This is a genomic window from Xanthomonas massiliensis (assembly GCF_900018785.1).
Taxonomy (GTDB): Bacteria; Pseudomonadota; Gammaproteobacteria; order Xanthomonadales; family Xanthomonadaceae; genus Xanthomonas_B; species Xanthomonas_B massiliensis.
This window is the reverse complement of the sequence record NZ_FCOY01000006.1, coordinates 421788-440951: the sequence shown is the minus strand read 5'-3', so window position 1 is coordinate 440951 and position 19164 is coordinate 421788. Positions and strand designations below refer to the sequence as shown.

Sequence of the window (19164 nt, the reverse complement as noted above, 5' to 3'; positions counted from 1 at the left end):
CCCGTTTTCGTTGCACCGCCGGCCACCGGTTCAGCGCCCTGCGGGTATCGCCACCTAGAATGGCGCGATGAACAAGACACTCTCCCTGCTGCTCGCCGGCGCGCTGCTCGCCGCCCCGCTCCATGCCCTTGCCTGGGGCGCCCAGGGCCACCGCCTGGTGGCCGAGATCGCCGAGCGCGAGCTCACGCCCGGGGCGCGTGCGCAGGTGGCGCAGCTGCTGGCCGGCGAGCCCGACCCGACCCTGGCCGGCGTGGCGTCCTGGGCCGACGAGCTGCGCCGCGACGATCCGGACCTGGGCAAGCGCACCGCACGCTGGCACTTCGTCAACATCGGCGAGTCCGGCTGCAACTACGATCCGCCGCGCGACTGCCCGGACGGCAACTGCGTGGTCGAGGCGCTGAAGACCCAGGCCGCGCTGCTCGCCGACCGCAGCCAGCCGCTGGCGGTGCGCCGCCAGGCGCTGAAGTTCGTGGTGCACTTCGTCGGCGACATCCACCAGCCCATGCATACCGGTTACGCCCACGACCGCGGCGGCAACGACTACCAGGTGCAGTTCGACGGGCGCGGCACCAACCTGCATGCGGTGTGGGACAGCGGCATGCTCTATGCCCAGCACCTGGACGATGCCCAGTACCTGCAGCGCCTGCTGGCCCTGCCCGCGCCGGCGCCGGACCGCGGCCCGGCACTGCCGCCGCCTGCCGCGCAGTGGGCCGAGGCCTCGTGCCGCATCGCCACCGCGCCCGGCGTGTACCCCGACGGCCACGTGCTGCCGCCGGACTACGCCGCGCGCGAACGGCCGGTGGCCGAAGCGCAGCTGCGCCTGGCCGGCGAGCGCCTGGCCGAGGTGCTCAACGCCGCGCTCTCCGCGCCCGCGCCGGAGTCCCCGCCCCAGGAGAAATGACATGGCCCGTGCCCCCGAAGTCCTCGCCTTCCTCCATCCGGACAGCCACACCTTCAGCTACCTGGTGGGCGATCCGGCCAGCGGCCGCGCCGCGGCGATCGATGCCGCGCTGGATTTCCACCCGGAGCACGGACGCATCGGCACCGCGCCGGCGCAGGCGCTGGTCGAGGCGGCCGCGCAACGCGGCTGGCAGGTGGACTGGCTGCTGGAGACCCACGCCCACGCCGACCACGTCTCCGCGGCGCGCTGGCTGAAGACGCGCTGGCCGCAGGCGCGGCTGGGCATCGGCGCCGGCATCGTCGAGGTGCAGCGCGCGTTCCGCGAACGCGGTGCGCTGCCGGCCGGGGTCGCCACCGACGGCTCGCAGTTCGACGTGCTCTTCGCGGCGGAACAGGCCTTCGCCGTCGGCGAGGTGCCGGCGCGCGTGATCGCCGTGCCCGGCCATACCGGCGATGCCGTGGCCTACCTGGTCGGCGACGCCCTGTTCCCGGGGGACTCACTGTTCATGCCCGACGGCGGCACCGCCCGCTGCGACTTCCCCGGCGGCGACGCGGCCGCGCTCTACCGTTCCATCCAGCGGCTCTATGCCCTGCCCGAGGCCACCCGCGTGTTCGTGTGCCACGACTACGGCCCGGGCGGGCGCGAGGTCGCCTACCAGAGCAGCATCGGCGAGCAACGGCGCGCCAACGTCCATGTCCGGGCCGATACGCCGATGGAGGAATTCGTCCGCCGCCGGCGCGAGCGCGACGCGCGCCTGCCGCCACCGCGGCTGATGACGCACGCGGTGCCGCTCAACCTCGCCGGCGGGGCCCTGCCCGGGGCATGAAGGCGCGCGCCTGCACGGCACCGTGACCGTCTCCGCGCGAGGCTGGCTTCCCCTTGCCCAGGACCATCGCCATGAAGCGCTACCGCAAGCAGGATTTCCCCGTGGAGGACGTGCGCCGCTTCCTGGAGCCGGGGCCGGTGGTGCTGGTGGCCTCGCAGTGGCGCGGCGAGCGCGACATCATGACCATGGGCTGGCACATGGTGCTGGAGTTCTCGCCCTCGCTGCTGGCCTGCTGCATCTCGCGCGGCGACCACAGCCATGACCTGGTGCGCGCCAGCGGCGAATGCACCATCAACCTGCCGACCGTGGACATCGTCGATACGGTGGTGGGCATCGGCAACTGCAGCGGCACCGAAGGCGACAAGTTCGCCCGCTTCGGGCTGACGGCCGAGCCTGCCGCGGTCGTGGCGGCGCCGCTGATCGCCGAATGCCACTCCGGCTTCGAGTGCCGCCTGCACGACGACAGCCTGGTCGATCGCTACGACCTGTTCGTGTGGGAAGTGGTGCGTGCGCACGTGGCGCCGCGCCCGGCGATCCCGCGCACTGTGCACTACCGCGGCGACGGCCGCTTCATGGTGTCTGGCCCGGACATCTCGCGGCGCCGGCTGTTCCGGCCGGAAATGCTGTAGGCAGGCCGCGGCGCGGCCTCCCCCGCCGCGGCGGGCGCCGGACCGTCAGCCGCCTCCGCGCCGGCGCACCCGTACCGTGCCGTGGCGGATCTCGAAGGTGAAGGCGTACTCCAGCGTCACCGGCACCGGTTCCGTGGCGAGCGCGTCGGCGCAATCGCCGGGATCGGGCGGCACCGCCTGCCCGTCCGGATAGCGGCACCAGGCGGCCGGCCGGTAACGCCAGCCGGCCACCGCGGCCAGCGTCGCCGCCACCAGGTCGGCATGGGCCGGGTCCGCGCCGGCTTCGCAGCCGGCGCGATCGTCCAGCGGCCGGACCCACAGTACCTGCCCCTGCGCATCGATGGCCACGCGCGCGCAGACCGTGGTCGGCGCCAGCTCGCGGCGCAGTCCGTCGCCGGCAAGCGACGGTTCCGTGCCCTGCAGCAGCACCGGCATCCGGAATGCCGAGCCGGGCCGCGGTTCGTAGGGCTCGACGGACGCCGCACCCTCGCCACTGCCCGGCGCCAGCAGGCGCTGCTCGACATGGCGGTCGCTGGTCTCCACCGGCACCGGCGCGTGTGCGCACCCCGCCAGCAGGACCGCGAGACCCGCGGCCCGCGTTGCCCGGCCCATCGCCCTCACCGGATCGCACCGGCGCAAGCGTCCGCAGCGCCGGCGGAAGCGGCGCCCGGCCGGCACCCGGACGGCCCGTTCCACGCCAGGCCGCCGGCGTGGGCCGGCGCGGATGCGTCCCCCTCGGCCTCGAAGGTCACCGGCACCCGCACCCGTCCGGCCACCGGCTTGCCGTGCCGTCGCGCCGGGACGAACCGCCAGCCACGCGCGGCGTCCAGCACCGCGGCGTCGAACACGCCCTGCGGCCGGCTGGTCTCCACCTGCCAGGCCGTCGGCCGTCCCCGTGCATCGATGTCGACCAGCACCACCACCTCGCCACTGATGCCCTGTTCCACCGCCTGCTTCGGATAGCGCGGCGGCTTGAGCGCCTTGTCGGACTCATCAACGGTGGCCGGCGTTGCCGCCGCGGCAGCGTGGCCCGGGGCGGCCGGCTGCTGGGCCCAGGTGGCGCAACCGAAGGTGGCGGCCAGGCCGGCGGCGAACAGGCGTGCCGCCCGCAGGCGGCGCGGAGACGGCGGGCGGTGCTTCAACATGGCGAGGCGCTCCTTCAACGGATGCGGGCAGGTCCAGTGGCAGGCCACCGGCAGGTACTCCGGCACGATCGAGGCGGCCTTGAGCAATGCCGCGCCATAGGCGCGCGGCGTACACCGCAGGCGGGCGATGACGAGCGCATCGCAGGCCAGCTCCTGGTCGCGGCGGAAACGCCGCATGGCCGCGTGCATCAACGGGTTGAACCAGTGCAGGCAGAGCAGCAGCGCCGCCAGCGCGTGGGCCCACAGGTCGCCGCGCTGCAGGTGGGCCCGTTCGTGGGCCAGCACCAGGTGCCGCTCGGCCGGTGAGTAGCGGATGGCGAAATCGGCCGGCACCACGATGCGCGGGCGCAACAGGCCGATGGCCGCCGGCAGGCCCGCCGTCGCCGCGGCGGCGCGGAAGAGCCGCCCACCCAGCGCATGCAGCGGCCCCAATGCGCGCTGGAAGCGGTACTGGCGCCAGGCCAGCAGGCCCGCGCAGGCCAGTGCGCCGCCCAGCCAGGCCAGCAGCAGGAACGACGGCCACCCGGTCGCCGCGCCGGTGCCATCGGGTTCCCACATTCCCAGGTCGATCCGTGCCAGCGATACCGCCGCCGGCCCATCGATACCGGCGGGCGGCAGCAACGCGCCGGCCACGGCCGCGGGCACGCAGGCCCACGCCAGGTAGGCCGCCCGTGGCCCGCAACGTCCGCGCAACCCGCTGCTCGCCGCCCAGGCCAGCGGGGCGGCCACGCCGCTGGCGAGCAGCACCCGGACCAGCGCGGCGCAGGCGGCTTCAATGCCCATCGTCGAGTTCCTCGAGCAACCGCCGCAACTCGGCGATGTCCTCGCGCGAGAGCCGGCCGCGCTCGCCGAAGTGCGCCACCAGCGGCGCCACCCGCCCACCGAACAGACGGTCCACCAGTCCCTCGCTCTGCTGGCCCAGCCACTCCTCGCGTACCAGCACCGGCGAATAGAGATAGCGCCGCCCGTCCCGGGTCGCGCGGATGGCGCCCTTGGTGAGCAGCCGGTTGAGCAGCGTCTTCACGGTGGCGGGCGCCCAGCCGGTCCCGGCCAGCGCCTGGACGATCTCGTCGGCACCTCGCGGGTGCGCCTGCCACAGCACCGCCATCACCTGGGCTTCGGCCTCGGTCACTTCCATCGTTTACACCCGTAATCGGAACGACTCGATTACACCCGTAAACGCAAGCCGGGGTCAAGCGGTCCGTGCCGTGCGCGTGCATACCCGGTGCCCGGCGGCAGGCGGCAGGCGATGAACTCGAGGAGCGTCCCGGCGGACGTGGCGCCCCACCCCGCCCGGTTCGAGAGCGGCCCGGGCCTTGCACGCAGCCGGCGGCGCCTACCGGTCCGGCGCCGCCGGCCCCCCGGCCGGACCGTCACTCCTCCGGGTGCAGCAACCACTCCCGGTCGAATACGCGCCCGTTGGAAACCACGGTACGCACCTGGGTGGTGGCGCTGATGTCCTGCAACGGGTTGCCTTCCACGAGCACGATGTCGGCCAGCCGCCCGGCTTCCAGCGTGCCCGCGTCCAGGCCCAGCAATTCGGCCGGGACGGCGGTGGCCGACTGCAACGCCTGGAACGGGGTCAGGCCGGCATCCACGTAGGAGGCGATCTCGGCATGCAGATTGATCGCGATCGGGGTGTCGGTGCCGGCCGCGATGCGCCCGCCGGCATCGAAGATCGCCTTGATCCCCTGCGCCGTGCCGGCCATCGTGTCCTTGAACCGGGCCGGCACCGCGGCGGTCCTGCGGATGCCTTCCTGTGCCCAGTGCGGGTAGAGGCCGATGCGCGGATCCTCGCGCAATTGCGGATGCTTCTGCAGGAAGCCCGCCAGCGCGCCGAAGTTGGTCGGGGTCAGCGGCCGTTCCGTTTTCCCGAACAGGTCCACCACGTCCTCGTAGACGCGCCCGAGCGAGGCCTGCTTGGGCGAATAGCCGCGCCGGCTGGTCGCGCCCATGTGCTCGGTGTTGTCCACGCCGACGAAGGCCGCCGGATAGATCTCGTGGGTCGTCACCGGCACGCCCATCTCCTCGTGCGCGAACTGCACCAGGCGCTGCTGCTGCAGGTCCGGCAGGCGCACGTAGCTCTTGAGCAGGTCGTACTTCAGCGCCTTGGAGCGCGCCAGCTCCTTTTCCAGGTGTGCCGGACCCGACAGGGCGGTGCCCATCTTGTAGTAGACCCGCTGCCATTCCAGCAGGTGGCCGGTGGCGTACATGCGCGGGCCGATGCGCACGCTGGCTTCGCTGGCCTCGCGGTCCTCCACGCCGTGGTACGGCTGGTCGCCCGGGTTGCGCACCGTGGTCACGCCCCAGGCCAGCCAGCCGCGGTGCATGGCCTCGCCCAGGTCGCGCATCGGGTGGGCGTGGAATTCGATCAGGCCCGGCATGGCAGTCAACTGCGGGGCCTCGACGACGCGGGACGCGCCCTGGTGGCGCGCCGGGTCGTGCGGGCCGATCCAGCTGATGCGGTTGCCGTCCACCACGATGTCCACGTCGTCGAGCAGCCGGTCGTGGCGCCCGTCGAACGCATGACCGGCATGGACCACGACGCGTCCCCCGGGGATAGCCAGGGTGTAGTCCAGGTCCAGGGGCACCGGCGTGATCCTGCCGGTCTCGATGTCCACGGTCTTGAGCGTGTCGTTGGACTGGAACAGCAGCGTCCTGGAATCCGCCGCCCAGCTCGGCGAATGGGCCATCTCGCCGGTCACGCTGCGCGGCGGTCCCAGCGGCTCGCCCTTCGGGGAGACCGGCCATACCCGCAGCTCGCCTTCGTAGATCGCCGCCATCTTGGTCCCGTCCGGCGACCAGACCGGTCCCGCGCCGCCGCGGGTATCGATGGACAGGTTGGGCACCGGCACATGCCAGGCCGATTCCCCGCTGCCGTCGGCCTCGATCACGAACACCTGGTTGGTGCCTTCGCGGAAACTCTTGGAATACGGCAACGACAACGACAGCGCAATCCGCTTGCTGTCCGCGGACCAGCTCGGCCTGCCGGGCTGTCCGAGCGAGGGCTGCAGGCGCGTGACGGCCCCGGTGTCCACCTCGACCACGCACAACCCGGCCACGCCCCACATGCCGTCGACATCGATGAAGGCGATCCGCCTGCCATCCGGCGACCACACCGCCTCCAGCGGCTGGGTGTCCATCCGGGTGAGCTGGCGATCCTCGCCCGTCGCCAGGTCGCGGATCCAAAGCTGCTGCAGGTTGCCGCCCTTGTCGGAGGAATACACCAGCCTGCCGCCGTCCGGCGACCAGGCCGGATCGACCTCCATGTAGCGGTCGTCGGTGAGCTTCTCCGGCGCGCCGCCGACCGGCATCAGGTACAGGTCGCCGAGGGCGACGAAGGCCACCTGCCTGCCGTCCGGCGACAGGGCCGGGCGCACGATGCCGAGCGCCCGGCGCGGCGCGCGCGCATCGAAGTCGCGCCTGGCATGGACATACTCGGGCTTCTGCGCCTGCAAGGTCGCCTGGAACGCGATCACCCGGTCATCGCCGCGGCCGGCGCGGCGATGGATGCGGCCGTCGGCCACGTAGTACATCGCATCCGCCGGCCGCCAGGACACGCGGAAAGGGAACACGTTTTCTTCGCCGGTAACGCGCTTGCCGTCCACTTCCAGCCAGCTGCGCCCCTGGTCCTGGACCACGTAGGCCAGCTCTCCCCGGGGGCTGTAGGACGGCGCGTCGATACCGCCCTGCGACGTGCGCAATTGCCGCTCGCCGCCGTCGGCCAGGGTCGTCTCCCACAATCCCGCCACGCCGTCCCGCGTGCTCGAATAGGCGATGCGCCCGCCGTCGGGCGACCACGACGGCATGCGGTTCTCGGCGTTGCCGCGGGTGACCTGCCGCACCTCGCCGCTCGCCACGTCGATGGTCCAGATGCCGTAGCTGCTCCGGCCCGGCGTCCCGCGATCGGACGCGAACGCGATCGCGCGGCCATCGGGCGACCATGCCGGCTCGCGGTCGTCGAAGGGCCCCCAGGTCAGCTTGCGTCGGTCGCTGCCGTCCGGCGCGATCGTCCACAGGTCGTAGCCACCGTCGCGGAACGCGAAATAGGCGATCCGCTTGCCGTCCGGCGACCAGGCCGGCTGGCGGGCATCATTGAACAGGTCGGTGATGCGGCGCGCGGTCCCGCCGCCGGCGGGCACGATCCACAGGCTGCCCTGCAGGTCCACGGCCAGCCATTTGCCATCCGGCGATGCCGACACCGACATCGAGGTGCCCTGGTGGACCTGGATATCCACCTCGCGCCCGGCTGGCGCCTGCATCGGTTCCGCCACCGCCACCGCCGCTGCCGCTGCCGCCGGCGCCAGTACCAGCGCCACGGAAGCGCCCAGGACGGCACCGCGGATATCCTTCAGCCACGACTTGGTCGCCTTCATCCTGTTCTCTCTCCATGGAAAATCGGATCGCAATGACGTTTCCCGCCGGCGAAGGTCACCAGCCGATGGCATAGCCCGCGCGCCGCGGATCGGCACCCGCCGACAAGGTGCCGTGCGCCGAATCCACCAGGATGCCCTGCATGCCACCCACTCCCGGGGTGAAGGCGTCGAGTATCTTCACCGCGTGTCCCCGGTCCTTCAGGCCCTGGACCGCAGCCGCCGGGAATCGCGATTCGAGCGCGACTTCGATCGCCGCGCCGGGCTTGTAGAAACTGGGTTCCGCATCCACGCGCAGGCGCGGGGCCTCGATCGCCTGCTGGATGTCCAGGCCGAAGTCGAGCACGTTGACGATCCCCTGGAACTGGGTCTGGCCGATGCTCTCCCCGCCCGGCGTGCCGATCGCCAGGACCAGCCGCCCGTCCTTCATGACGATGATCGGCGAGTTGTTCAGCAGGGGCACCTTGCCGGGCGCCAGCGCATTGACGCTGTCCGCGTAGGGCGCGGTGGAGCCCAGGCGCATGCCGTTGTTGAACAGCAGGCCGGTATCGCCGACCACCACGCCAGCGCCGAACCCGCCGCCCACCGTCGGCGTGCACACCACCGTGTTGCCGTGCGCGTCCACGATCGAGAAGCTGGTGGTGTCCGGATCGCCCGGGTAGGCCTCCGGCAGCGGACGCGGCGAGTTCCGCACGGCCATGGCGACCCGGGACCGGTCCGGCGGATCGCCGGCCGGCGGATAGGCGATGGCACGATCCGGCGAGATGAGGCCGCGCCGCTGCGCCGCGTACGCCTTGGACAACAGGCCGTCCCAGGGAACGTCGACGAAACGCGGGTCGCCGACGTACCGGTAGATGTCGGCCTTGGCCACCTTGATGCTCTCGGCGATCAGGTGCAGCGTCCGTGCGCTCTGGAATCCCGACGCGCGCAGGTCGAAGCCCTCGATCAGGTTGAGCTGCATCAGCACCTCGATACCGCCACGCGTGCTGTCGCCGTTGGCGTAGACGTCGTAGCCCCGGTAGGTGGTGTGCAGCGGCGCGCTCCAGCGGGGACGGTAGTCGGCCAGGTCCTGCCGGGTGATCAGGCCGCCTTCGCGACGGAAGAAGGCATCGATCTCCGCGGCGATGTCGCCCCGGTAGAACCGGTCCATGGCTGCCTTCAGCGCCTGCTGGCGCGATCTGCCCGCCGCCAGCACCTGCTGCTCGGCATCGACCAGTTTCTGCAGCGTCGCCGCGTAGGCGGGCTGCCGGAACACCTCGCCGACCTCCGGGACCCGGCCGCCGGGCAGGAACACCGCTGCCGTCGTCGGGAACCGTTCGATCTGGGCCCGCTGGTGCTGGATGCTCGCCACCAGGGAGCGGTTGGCGGGATGGCCGTTGCGCGCGTAGTCGATGGCCGGCGCCATGACCTGTGCCAGGCTCATCGTGCCCTGCCGGTCCAGCAGGTCGATCAGGCCGCCGATCACCCCCGGCGGCATCGACGCCAGCATGCCGTAGTCGCGCTGCGCCGCCCCCATGCTCCCCGGCTTGACGGCCAGCGGCGCGGCGGCGTGCATCGCCAGCGAGAGGACCTGGCCCTTGTCCTTGTCGAAGTAGACGAGGTAGCCGTTGCCGCCGATGCCCGAGCTTTGCGGCTCGACCACGTTGAGCGTGGCGGCGACCGCGACCGCGGCATCGGCCGCGTTGCCGCCCTCGGCCAGCACGCGGGCGCCCGCCGCCGAGGCCAGCGGGTTGGCGCTGGTCACCAGGCCGTGGATGCCGGGCACCGGAGGCCGGTAGGAGGACAGCCCGGCATGGGACGCCGAGTCCCCGGTGTCCTGGGCCTGGCCCGCCCAGGGAAGCAGGGCGATGCACGAGCACACCAGCATCGCGGCCGTCCAGGCCCGCCTGCCGATGCGGGCCACGGCCCGGGATGCCGGCCGATTCGACATGTGCGCGCCCTCAATATCCATCGACGAAACGCCCCCTTCGCGGATCCGCGCCCCCTTCCAGGTGATCGCCCGCCAGCTTGATCACCACCGGTGCCGAGGCATTGCTCCACGGCCCGCGCACGGTCACCACGTGTCCCTTGGCCTGCAGGGCCCGGGCGACCTCCTCGGGAATCCGGTTCTCCAGGCTCATGTCGCCCGCCTTGTAGTCGTGGGTGCCGAAGGAGGCATACAGCGCGTTGGTCTGGAAGCGCGGCGCCTCCACCGCCTGTTGCGGCGTCATCCCGAACACGATCATGTTGAGGATCACCTGCAGCATGGCCTGGTCCTGGTTGTCCCCGCCCGGCGTGGTGACCGCGAACACCGGCTCTCCGTCCTTGAGGATCAGGGTCGGGCTCAGGGTGACGCGAGGCCGCTTGCCCTTCTCCAGCACGTTGGGATGGCCGGCCTGCACCACGAAGGACTGAAGCCGGCTGCCGAAGGCGATGCCGGTGTCCCCGGCCATCACCATCGGCGACCAGGCCCCGCTCGGCGTGGCCGAAAACACGTTGCCCGCCGCATCCACCACCGCCACGCAGGTCGTGTCCTTGACGTCGACATGCCCCAGGTCCTCGCCCGGCAGGGGGCCTCCGTAGCCCGGGATGTCGCCCGGCTGCGAGCGCAGCGAGGCCTTGTCCGGATCGATCAGCGCGCGACGCGAGGCGGCGTACTGCTTGGACAGCAACTCGGCCTCGGGAATGCGCGCGAAGTGGGGATCGCCGTAGTACTTGTCACGATCGGCGAAGGCCAGCTTCGCCGCTTCCGCCAGCGTGTGCAGGTACTGGGGCGAATTGTGGCCCATCGCCTTCAGGTCGTAGCCTTCCAGCAGGTTGAGGGCTTCGAGCATGACCGGGCCCTGGGTCCAGAACCCGGGCTTGAGTATCTCGTAGCCGTGGAAGGTGGTGCCGCGCGGCCGGTCGACCTCCGCCTTGAACGCGGCGATGTCCTCATAGCGCACCAGGCCGCCGTTGTGCTCGGAGAACTCGCCGATCTTCCGGGCGACCGGCCCGCGATAGAAGTAGTCGCGGACGGCATCTATCCGCTTCTCCCGGCTCCCGCCCGCGGTCCTTTCCGCCTCGGCCATGGCGCGAAGCGTGGCGACCAGCTGCGGCTGGCGGAAGATGTCGCCCGCCTTCGGCAGGTTCCCGTCCTTCTGGAAGAAATAGGACACCGATGCCGGCCAGCGGCGCAGCATGGGGGCATCGCGTGCGAGCGTGGAAGCCAGTATCTCGGTGGTCGGGAACGCGCCCGCCAGCTCGATCGCAGGCGCGGCGACCTCGGCGAAGCTCATGGTGCCGTACTGGCGCAGGGCCAGCAGGACGCCATCGACCATGCCGGGCGTGGTCGTGGCCAGGATGCCCTGCGACGGGATCGGCGGCTTCCTGTCGGCATGCTCCCACGGCAGCAGCGGGCGATGGGTATAGAAATCGACGGTCGCCAATGCCGGCGCCGTGCCCACGCCCGAAATCACCGTCGTGGGCCGGCCCTTGAGCTTGATCAGCACGGGCATTTCCCCGCCCATGCTGAAGTGGTCCTCCTCCGTCACCGCGGCCGCCAATGTCGCCGCCACGCCGGCATCCACGGCGTTGCCGCCGGCGCGCAGCATGCGCAGTCCGGCCTCGGTCACGAAATTGTTGCCGCCGGCGACCATCGCGTGGACGGTGCGCACCTGCGGGAACATGGTGGCTTCGGACGTGTCCTCCGCGCCGGCCCGCACCTGCTCGGGGAAATCCAGCGGCGGCGGAGCGGCCCGCTGCGCGCCGGCCAATGGGGCGAGCGCCAGTGCCGACATCGCCAGCAGCGGCAACATCCCCTTTTTCAGTTTCCCGATACCCATGCCGATTGACTCCTGACGTGTTCACCCAGGACGCCCGCCGCGTGCCTCCCTCCGGCTGCACCGGAGGGGGGACCCGGCGGGCATCGCCCACCTTCGATCACCAGGTCTTCTGGAGCGTGACGTAGTAATAGGCCCCGTACGGCTCGTAGAGGCTGGCCAGGTAATCGCCGCTCGAGTTGAGGGGCGGATCCTTGTCGAACAGGTTGCGCGCGCCGACCTCCACCGAGAATCCCTTCAGGAAATCCTTGGAGAAATCGCGCTTGACCGACAGGTTCCACCGCTGGGTCGAGGGCACCACGAAGTCGCTGCCGTCGGCGTACAGGCCATACACGACGCTGTCGATGTACTGGTCGCGCACCCGCACCGTCCAGTCGTCGTACTTCCACACCAGGGTGGCGGTCGCCCGCCATTCCGGCTTGACCCCGACGTTGTTGCTGTACATCCCGACGAGATTCTTGGCACCGATCGCCGAGATCATCAGATTCAGCAGCCCGGCATCGATCGCGGACTGGACCGCCGCCTCCTCGTTGGTGGGATCCTGCGAATAGCTCTTCAGCTGCGCGGCATTGACGGTCAGCGAGAAGTCGCCCCACCGGGTGTTCTGCAGGCGCCAGCCGAGGTTGTAATCGATGCCCTTGGCATTGATCGGGTTCATGTTGGTGTAGGTGGCGGTGACGTAGTCCACCTCGCCTACCGGCGCCAGGCCCGATCCGGCGAACTGATCGATGTCGGCCTGGCTCGGCGCGAACCTCACCACGTTCGGATTGGACGTGCCCTCCACCACCCGTAGGTAGGCGTCGTAGTACAGCGCGTTCTGGTCGTTGAGCATCCCGATCGGGTTCTCGATCTTGATCCGCCACCAGTCCATGCCGAAGGTGAACTTGCCGAACCGCTCGGGGATGAACGTCGGCTCGAACACGAAGCCGTAGGAATAGTTCTTGGACAACTCGGGCTTGAGGTTCTGGTTGCCGGAGCGGACCGAACGGATGGAATAGGTCTGGCTCACGCCCGTGCCGGGCAACGTGTTGGCCGAATCGCAGGCGAGATAGTTGGAATAGGCGCCCTTGGCCACCAGCGCGGAGCAGCGCACCGCGTCGTCGTAGCTGTTGAACCGGTACAGCACCGAGGAGTTCACCAGTTCCAGGTTCGGCGCCTTGAACCCCTCGGATACCGAACCCCGCAGCAGCAGGCTGTCGAACATCTTCCAGGCCAGGGCGAACTTGGGCTTGGCGACATCGCCCACGTCGTTGTAGTTGTCGTAGCGGCCGGCCACCTGCAGGTCCAGGGACTTCACCAGCGGGATGTTCTGCTGGTCGGATACCAGCGGTACCGCCAGTTCCACGAAGGCCGACTGCACGTTGCGGCTGCCGTAGGAATCGGGGGTGGAGCTGTGGCCGAAGAAGTTGCTGTCGTACACGGTGCCGGTATACCAGTCGGTGTACGTGTAGGTGCCGTCGATGATCGGGTCGCGGTTGTCCCGGAGCGATTCGTAGCGGTATTCCACGCCGGCGGCCATGCCGATCTCGCCGGCATACCAGGACACCAGGTCGGGCCGATTGATCTTGAAGTCCCACAGCGCCAGTTCCGCCGTGTCGCGCCGGTGGGTGTGCACCATGAAACTGGACGCGTCGCTGGGCGTGGTGTCGCCGGTGCTCGTGCCGCCGCCGTTGAACGGATTGTAGGCACCGCTGTTGACCGCATCGACGAACTTGGTCACGTCCACGCCGACCATGTCGTCGTCGGCATGCGACTTGGACCACAGCAGCGCCGATTCCCAGTTCCAGCCGTTGTCCGTCCACCCGCGCAGGCCGAGCAGGGCCCGGGCCTGGTAGTTGTCCACGCGCACCGGACGGGTGCCGGCATCGGCGAAGAGGTAATTGGAGATCCGGATGGCGTCGGATCCCGCCGCCAGCCCGGCGGGCACGGTATCGACCGAGGCATCGATGTAGGTCGGCTGGGTCGTGCTGGTGGTCGCATACCCGATCCGCGACTCGGATCGCGCCTGGTAATAGGCGAGTTCGCCGAACAGCTGGACGCTGTCGGTCAGGTCGAAGCGCATGTTGCTGAAGAAGCTGCCGCGGTCGATGGCCGGCGACAGGGTCACGCCCGGCACGGCGTTCGGATCGGCGAGCACCGCGGGCGTCGCGCCGGTCACGACGCTGCCGTCCGCGCCGATGGTGTAGTAGGCCGATCCCGTCTTGGTGCCGTCGATGAACCGCTCCAGGCGGCCGTAGGGCGTCGTCGTGCTCAGGCCGCTGTCGGTGCCTCCGGGGACGAGGGATCCGTCGGCCCGCCGGGTACGCCCGGATGTGGCCGTGTACCACTGGTCGCTGTTGTATTGCGCCGTGCGGTGGGTGAGGCCATACATCACCGAGATGTTGCCGCGGCCCTCGGCGAAATCGTGTCCGAAATAGCCGTTGAGCTGGAAATCCTCGCGATGGCTGCCGGACACGGTGCCGTATTCGAACTGCACGCCGCCACCGTCCGGCAGGTTCTGGCGGGTGACGATGTTCACCACGCCCGCGATGGCGTCCGAGCCGTAGATGGCCGCGGCGCCGTCGAGCAGCATGTCCATGCGCTCCAGGCCGAACATCGGAATGGCATTGGAGTTGTAGGTGGTGGTGGAGATGGCGCCGTCCACCGTGGCGGTGGTGGGATGGATGACGCTGCGACGGCCGTTGATCAGCAACAGGGTATTGGAGGCGCCGATGCTGCGCAGGCTGATCGAGCCGATGTCGCCGCGCGCCGCGTTGCTGTTGCCGCCGCCGAGCCAGGTCGGGTTCCACGTCACGTCGCCCATCTGCGGCAGGCTGCGGATCAACTCGTTGCCGTCCGTGGCTCCCGTGGCCGCCACCTGTTCGCTGTCCAGCGAGATGACCGGCACCGCGGCCTGCGCGCCGCCTCCGGCGATCTGCGAACCGACGACGGACACCGTGTCCAGCTGCTTGGCGGAACCGCTGCCCTTGTGCGCCTCGCCGGTCGCCGGCGCTTGCGTTTGCGTATCGGCTGTCTGCAGGCCGGGGCCGGCCGATGCCGGATCGGCCCCCGTGTTCGTATCCGCATAAGCGCATACCGAATGGAGTATTCCGGCCAGGGCCAGCGACAGGGCCTTGGGAGAACAGAAACCACCTCGATCGATCAGACGAGTGCTACTAGAAGCACAGCAATGCTTGCTCATGAGTCTGGAGTCCCCGAAATATGGCGGGCCCGCGGCTCCATTGCGGAGCGCGACACGGCCAACTGCCATGCAATCCCAAATGCCTGTCCCGGCATCACCCAGCCATCCGGGAAAATCCGGATGGCGTGCATTTGAGACTACGTCCCGAGGGGGACCGATGACGCGAGAACACGGGTAGGCCTGAAATCCGTGGGTAGGCGGAGGCCTGGTCGGGGGTGGGATGCCCGGACGGAATGTCCGTCGGGCACGTGGCAGGAATCCACGGGATCTATAAAGAATCGGCCACCCGGATCAACGGGTGGCCGATCGGAAAAACGATCCGGCTGGACACCGGATCATTACGGAACTGTCAGCTCAATTCCCTGGCCGCCTTCACCACGTGCGCGGCGGTGATGCCGAAATAGGCGAACAGCTGTTCGGCCGGAGCGGAAGCGCCGAAGGTGTCGATGCCGACCACCGCGCCGTCCAGGCCCACGTACTTGCGCCAGAAATCGGTCACGCCCGCCTCCACCGCCACGCGCTTGCGCACCGCCGCCGGCAGCACCGATTCGCGGTAGGCCGCGTCCTGGCGGTCGAACACGTCGGTGGACGGCATCGACACCACGCGCGTGGCGATGCCTTCGTCCTGCAGCGTCTGCCGTGCCTGCATCGCCAGGCCGACTTCCGAGCCGGTGGCGATCAGGATCACCTGCGGCGCACCGCCCTCGGCTTCGGCGAGCACGTAGCCGCCGCGCTCGATGGCCTTGACCTGGCCTTCGCTGCGCGCCTGGTGCGGCAGGGTCTGGCGCGAGAACACCAGGCAGCTGGGACCTTCGCCGCGCATGATCGCCGCCTTCCACGCCACCGTCGATTCGACCGCGTCGCACGGGCGCCAGACGTCGTTGTTGGGGATGTAGCGCAGGCTGGCCAGGTGCTCGACCGGCTGGTGGGTCGGGCCGTCCTCGCCCAGGCCGATCGAGTCGTGGGTGTAGACGTGGATCGCATGGGCCGGGATCAGCGCGCTCATGCGCACCGCGTTGCGGGCGTAGTCGGAGAACACCAGGAAGGTGGCGTCGAACGGCAGGAAACCGCCGTGCAGCGCCAGGCCGTTGGCGATGGCGCTCATGCCGAACTCGCGCACGCCGTAGTGCACGTAGTTGGCGGCGCCGTCGTCGCCGGTGACCGATTCGGCGCCCTTCCAGGTGGTGAGGTTGGAATGGGCCAGGTCGGCCGAGCCGCCGATCAGCTCGGGCAGCAGCGGGGCGAAGGCGCCGATGGCGTTCTGCGAGGCCTTGCGCGAGGCGATCGACGGGCCGTCCAGCTGCACCTGGGCGATGACCGCGTCGGCGCGGTCGGCGAAGTCCTCGGGCAGTTCGTCGCGCAGGCGGCGGGCAAGCTCGCCGGCCAGCTCCGGATAGTGGTGCGCGTACTTCTCGTACAGGCGCTCCCATTCGGCCTGGCGCAGCGTGCCGGCGCCGTTGGCGCGCCAGCCGTCGTAGATGGCCTGCGGGATCTCGAACGGGCCGTAGGGCCAGTCCAAGGCCTTGCGGGTGGCGGCCAGCTCGTCCGCACCCAGCGGCGCACCGTGGCTGGACTCCTTGCCCGCCTTGTTCGGCGAACCGAAGCCGATGGTGGTGCGGCAGCACACCAGCGTCGGCCGGTCCTCCTCGGCGATCGCCGTCTCGATGGCGGCCTTGATCGCCTCGGCATCGTGGCCGTCGACCCCGCGGATCACCTGCCAGCCGTAGGCCTCGAAGCGCTCCGGGGTGTTGTCGGTGAACCAGCCGGCGGTGTCGCCGTCGATGGAGATGTGGTTGTCGTCCCAGAAGCAGGTCAGCTTGCCCAGGCCCCAGGTGCCGGCCAGCGAGGCCGCCTCGTGGGAGATGCCTTCCATCAGGCAGCCATCGCCCAGGAACACCCAGGTGCGGTGGTTGACCACGTCGTACTCGGGGCGGTTGTAGCGACGCGCCAGCAACTTCTCGGCCAGCGCGAAACCGACCGCGTTGGCCAGGCCCTGGCCGAGCGGGCCGGTGGTGGTCTCCACCCCGGGCGTGTCGCGGCGCTCGGGATGGCCCGGCGTCTTGCTGTGCAACTGGCGGAAGTGCTTCAGGTCGTCCAGCGACAGGGCATAGCCGGACAGGTGCAGCAGCGCGTACTGCAGCATCGAGCCGTGGCCGTTGGAGAGCACGAAGCGGTCGCGGTTGGCCCAGTGCGGGTCGTTGGGATTGTGGCTGAGGAAGTCGTTCCACAGCACTTCGGCGATGTCGGCCATGCCCATGGGCATGCCGGGATGACCGGAATTGGCGGCCTGCACCGCATCGGCGGCGAGGAAGCGGATGGCGTTGGCGAGCTGGCGGCGGGTGGGAGCGGACATGGGACTCGGCGGGCAGTGGCGGCGGACGGCGCAGGACGCGCCTGAGTCCGCTAGTTTCCCACACTCGTCCGGGGCGGACACGGCACGGGCGCCGTTCAGCCGAACGTCGCCCCGCGCCGGCGCCGCCGCGCCCGTTCGTCGTCGATGGCCTGCGCCATGCGCCGCGCCGCCCAGGCGTCCTCGACGATCAGCGCCACGCGGTTGCGCTCCAGGCGCTCGAACAGCGTGGCCGCCGCCGCGATCGCGAACATCTTAAGCGGGATCTCGAAGCGGCTGCCGTCGCGGCCGTGCACCGAGAACAACGCCACGCCCTGCGGCGAGCGCGTGGAGCGCTGCACGCCGATGGAGGCCCGCTCCATCTGCGCATGGGCCATCGCGTGCCAGGCCAGCCCGCAGCGGTAGCGCAGCGCCAGGGCCCCGACCTCCAGGCGCAGCGAGAACAGCAGGGCGAAGGCCGCCACCACCATCGTCACCGTGGCCGCCACGCACGCGGCACTGCCGCGCACCGGCCCGGCCGACGCCAGCGTCCACAGCACGAGCGTGCCCAGGCAGAGCAGGACGAACACCGGATGACCGACGCGCACGCCGTAGCCGCGCGGGGAGACGGTATCGGTCGCGACCTGCGGCCGGGCCCTTCCCGGCCGGCCGGGCATCAGCCCTCGTCCTCGCCCTTGGACACCAGCGTGGCCAGCACCAGGTCGCCGGTGACGTTGAGCGTGGTGCGGCACATGTCCAGGAAGCGGTCCACGCCGAGGATGATGCCGATGCCCTCGGCCGGCACCCCGACCATCGCGCAGATCAGCGCCACCACCGGCAGCGAGCCGGCCGGCACGCCGGCGGTGCCGATGCCGCCGAGGATGCACACGAACATCACCATGAACTGCTGGCCGATATCCAGTTCCACGCCGAAGAACTGCGCCAGGAACAGCACGGTCACGCCCTCGAACAGCGCGGTGCCGTTCTGGTTGGCGGTCGCCCCGACCGTGAGCACGAAGCGCGAGACCTTGCTGGGCAGGTGCAGGTTCTCGTCGGCCACGCGCAGCGAGGTCGGCAGGGTGGCGTTGCTGGAGGCGGTGGAGAAGGCCATCACCATCACCTCCTGCACCTTGCGGAACCAGTCCAGCGGCGACCAGCCGGCCCAGCGCACGGCCAGCGAATAGACCACGAACATGTGCAGGGCCAGTGCCAGCACCACCACGCCCACGTAGGCGCCGAGCTTGATCAGCAGCTCCCAGCCGAACAGCGCGGCCAGGTTGAACATGAAGCAGAACACCGCGTAGGGCGCCAGCCGGATCACCAGCCCGATCAGCGTCATCGAGATCTCGAACAGGCCCTCGACGGCGCGCTTGAAGGTGCCGGTGCTGTCGGTGTTGGTCAGCACCAGGCCGATGCCCACCATCAGCGCGAAGAACATCACCGCCAGGATCTCGTTGTTGCTGGCCGCCGCGAACACGTTGTCGGGCACGATCGACAGCAGCATGGACACGCCGCTGGGCGTGCCGTTGCCCTGGTTGGCGCCGATGATCGCGTGGGCGCGCTCGGCACCGGCGGCGAGCATCTGCTGGGCGGCGGCCGGATCCACGCCGGCGCCGGGGCGCAGCCAGTTCACCAGCACCAGGCCGATCACGACCGCGATGCCCGAGACCAGCACCGTATAGCCCAGCGTGCGCCAGCCGATGCGGCCCAGCGCGCGGATGTCGCCCATCTCGGCCACGCCGACCACCAGCGCCGAGAACAGCAGCGGGATCACCAGCATGAAGATCAGCCGCAGGAACAGCGTGCCGGCCGGCTGGGTGAGGGTGCGGGTGAGCCATTGCACCCAGGGCGCGTCCGCACCAGCGGTGGCGTGCACGACCAGCCCGAACAGCAGCCCGGCGGCGAAGCCGATGGCCATCTTCAGGTGCAGCGGGATCTTCTTCGCGACGGTCTCGGACATCTGCGGCTCGGCTTGGGGGC

13 protein-coding genes are annotated in these 19164 nt (G+C 70.3%); 3 read left to right on the top strand and 10 right to left on the bottom strand.

Annotated features, from left to right (window positions below):
- The first annotated feature begins 67 nt into the window (after positions 1-67).
- The 3 genes from BN3794_RS05120 to BN3794_RS05110 all read left to right on the top strand — a co-directional run bounded on the left by BN3794_RS05120 (position 68) and on the right by BN3794_RS05110 (position 2356).
- Entirely contained in the window at positions 68-901 is an 834-nt protein-coding gene (locus BN3794_RS05120) for a S1/P1 nuclease (RefSeq protein WP_066094314.1), read from the top strand.
- A 1-nt stretch (position 902) separates the two neighbouring features.
- Complete coding sequence (locus tag BN3794_RS05115; protein WP_066094310.1) at positions 903-1727, top strand: MBL fold metallo-hydrolase; 825 nt, start codon at positions 903-905, stop codon at positions 1725-1727.
- Positions 1728-1798: 71 nt separating this feature from the next.
- Positions 1799-2356 carry a flavin reductase family protein gene (locus BN3794_RS05110; RefSeq protein ID WP_066094307.1) on the top strand — a complete coding sequence of 186 codons (558 nt, stop codon included), beginning with the start codon at positions 1799-1801 and terminating at the stop codon, positions 2354-2356.
- A 45-nt stretch (positions 2357-2401) separates the two neighbouring features.
- On the opposite strand, the gene BN3794_RS05105 is transcribed toward BN3794_RS05110, so the two are convergent.
- From BN3794_RS05105 to BN3794_RS05060, 10 genes are all read right to left on the bottom strand, one after another.
- Positions 2402-2899 carry a hypothetical protein gene (locus tag BN3794_RS05105; RefSeq protein ID WP_236493188.1) on the bottom strand — a complete coding sequence of 166 codons (498 nt, stop codon included), beginning with the start codon at positions 2897-2899 and terminating at the stop codon, positions 2402-2404.
- A 74-nt stretch (positions 2900-2973) separates the two neighbouring features.
- Positions 2974-4284, bottom strand: coding sequence for a TonB family protein (locus tag BN3794_RS05100; protein ID WP_066094303.1), 1311 nt, complete (start codon positions 4282-4284; stop codon positions 2974-2976).
- A complete protein-coding gene (locus BN3794_RS05095; RefSeq protein ID WP_066094300.1) occupies positions 4274-4639 on the bottom strand; it encodes a BlaI/MecI/CopY family transcriptional regulator in 366 nt (121 codons plus the stop codon). Before BN3794_RS05095 ends, BN3794_RS05100 begins: the two co-directional genes overlap by 11 nt.
- A 235-nt stretch (positions 4640-4874) precedes the next feature.
- Positions 4875-7877, bottom strand: a complete 3003-nt coding sequence (locus tag BN3794_RS05090; protein ID WP_066094297.1) for an amidohydrolase family protein — start codon at positions 7875-7877, stop codon at positions 4875-4877.
- 55 nt (positions 7878-7932) lie between these two features.
- The gene (gene ggt / locus BN3794_RS05085) at positions 7933-9741 is read right to left on the bottom strand and encodes a gamma-glutamyltransferase (protein ID WP_160330892.1); all 1809 of its coding nucleotides are present in this window, start codon (positions 9739-9741) and stop codon (positions 7933-7935) included.
- A 73-nt stretch (positions 9742-9814) separates the two neighbouring features.
- Entirely contained in the window at positions 9815-11677 is a 1863-nt protein-coding gene (locus tag BN3794_RS05080) for a gamma-glutamyltransferase family protein (RefSeq protein ID WP_078059603.1), read from the bottom strand.
- A gap of 97 nt (positions 11678-11774) precedes the next feature.
- A complete protein-coding gene (locus BN3794_RS05075) occupies positions 11775-14609 on the bottom strand; it encodes a TonB-dependent receptor plug domain-containing protein (protein ID WP_066094287.1) in 2835 nt (944 codons plus the stop codon).
- A 595-nt stretch (positions 14610-15204) separates the two neighbouring features.
- Complete coding sequence (tkt, locus tag BN3794_RS05070; RefSeq protein WP_066094285.1) at positions 15205-17208, bottom strand: transketolase; 2004 nt, start codon at positions 17206-17208, stop codon at positions 15205-15207.
- 95 nt (positions 17209-17303) lie between these two features.
- Positions 17304-17861 (bottom strand): hypothetical protein, encoded by a 558-nt coding sequence (locus BN3794_RS05065; RefSeq protein ID WP_066094283.1) that lies wholly within the window; start codon positions 17859-17861, stop codon positions 17304-17306.
- Positions 17861-19144: a dicarboxylate/amino acid:cation symporter gene (locus tag BN3794_RS05060; RefSeq protein ID WP_066094280.1), complete on the bottom strand. Its 1284-nt coding sequence runs from the start codon at positions 19142-19144 to the stop codon at positions 17861-17863. The genes BN3794_RS05065 and BN3794_RS05060 overlap by 1 nt, the downstream gene beginning before the upstream one ends.
- Between the last annotated feature and the right edge of the window lie 20 nt (positions 19145-19164).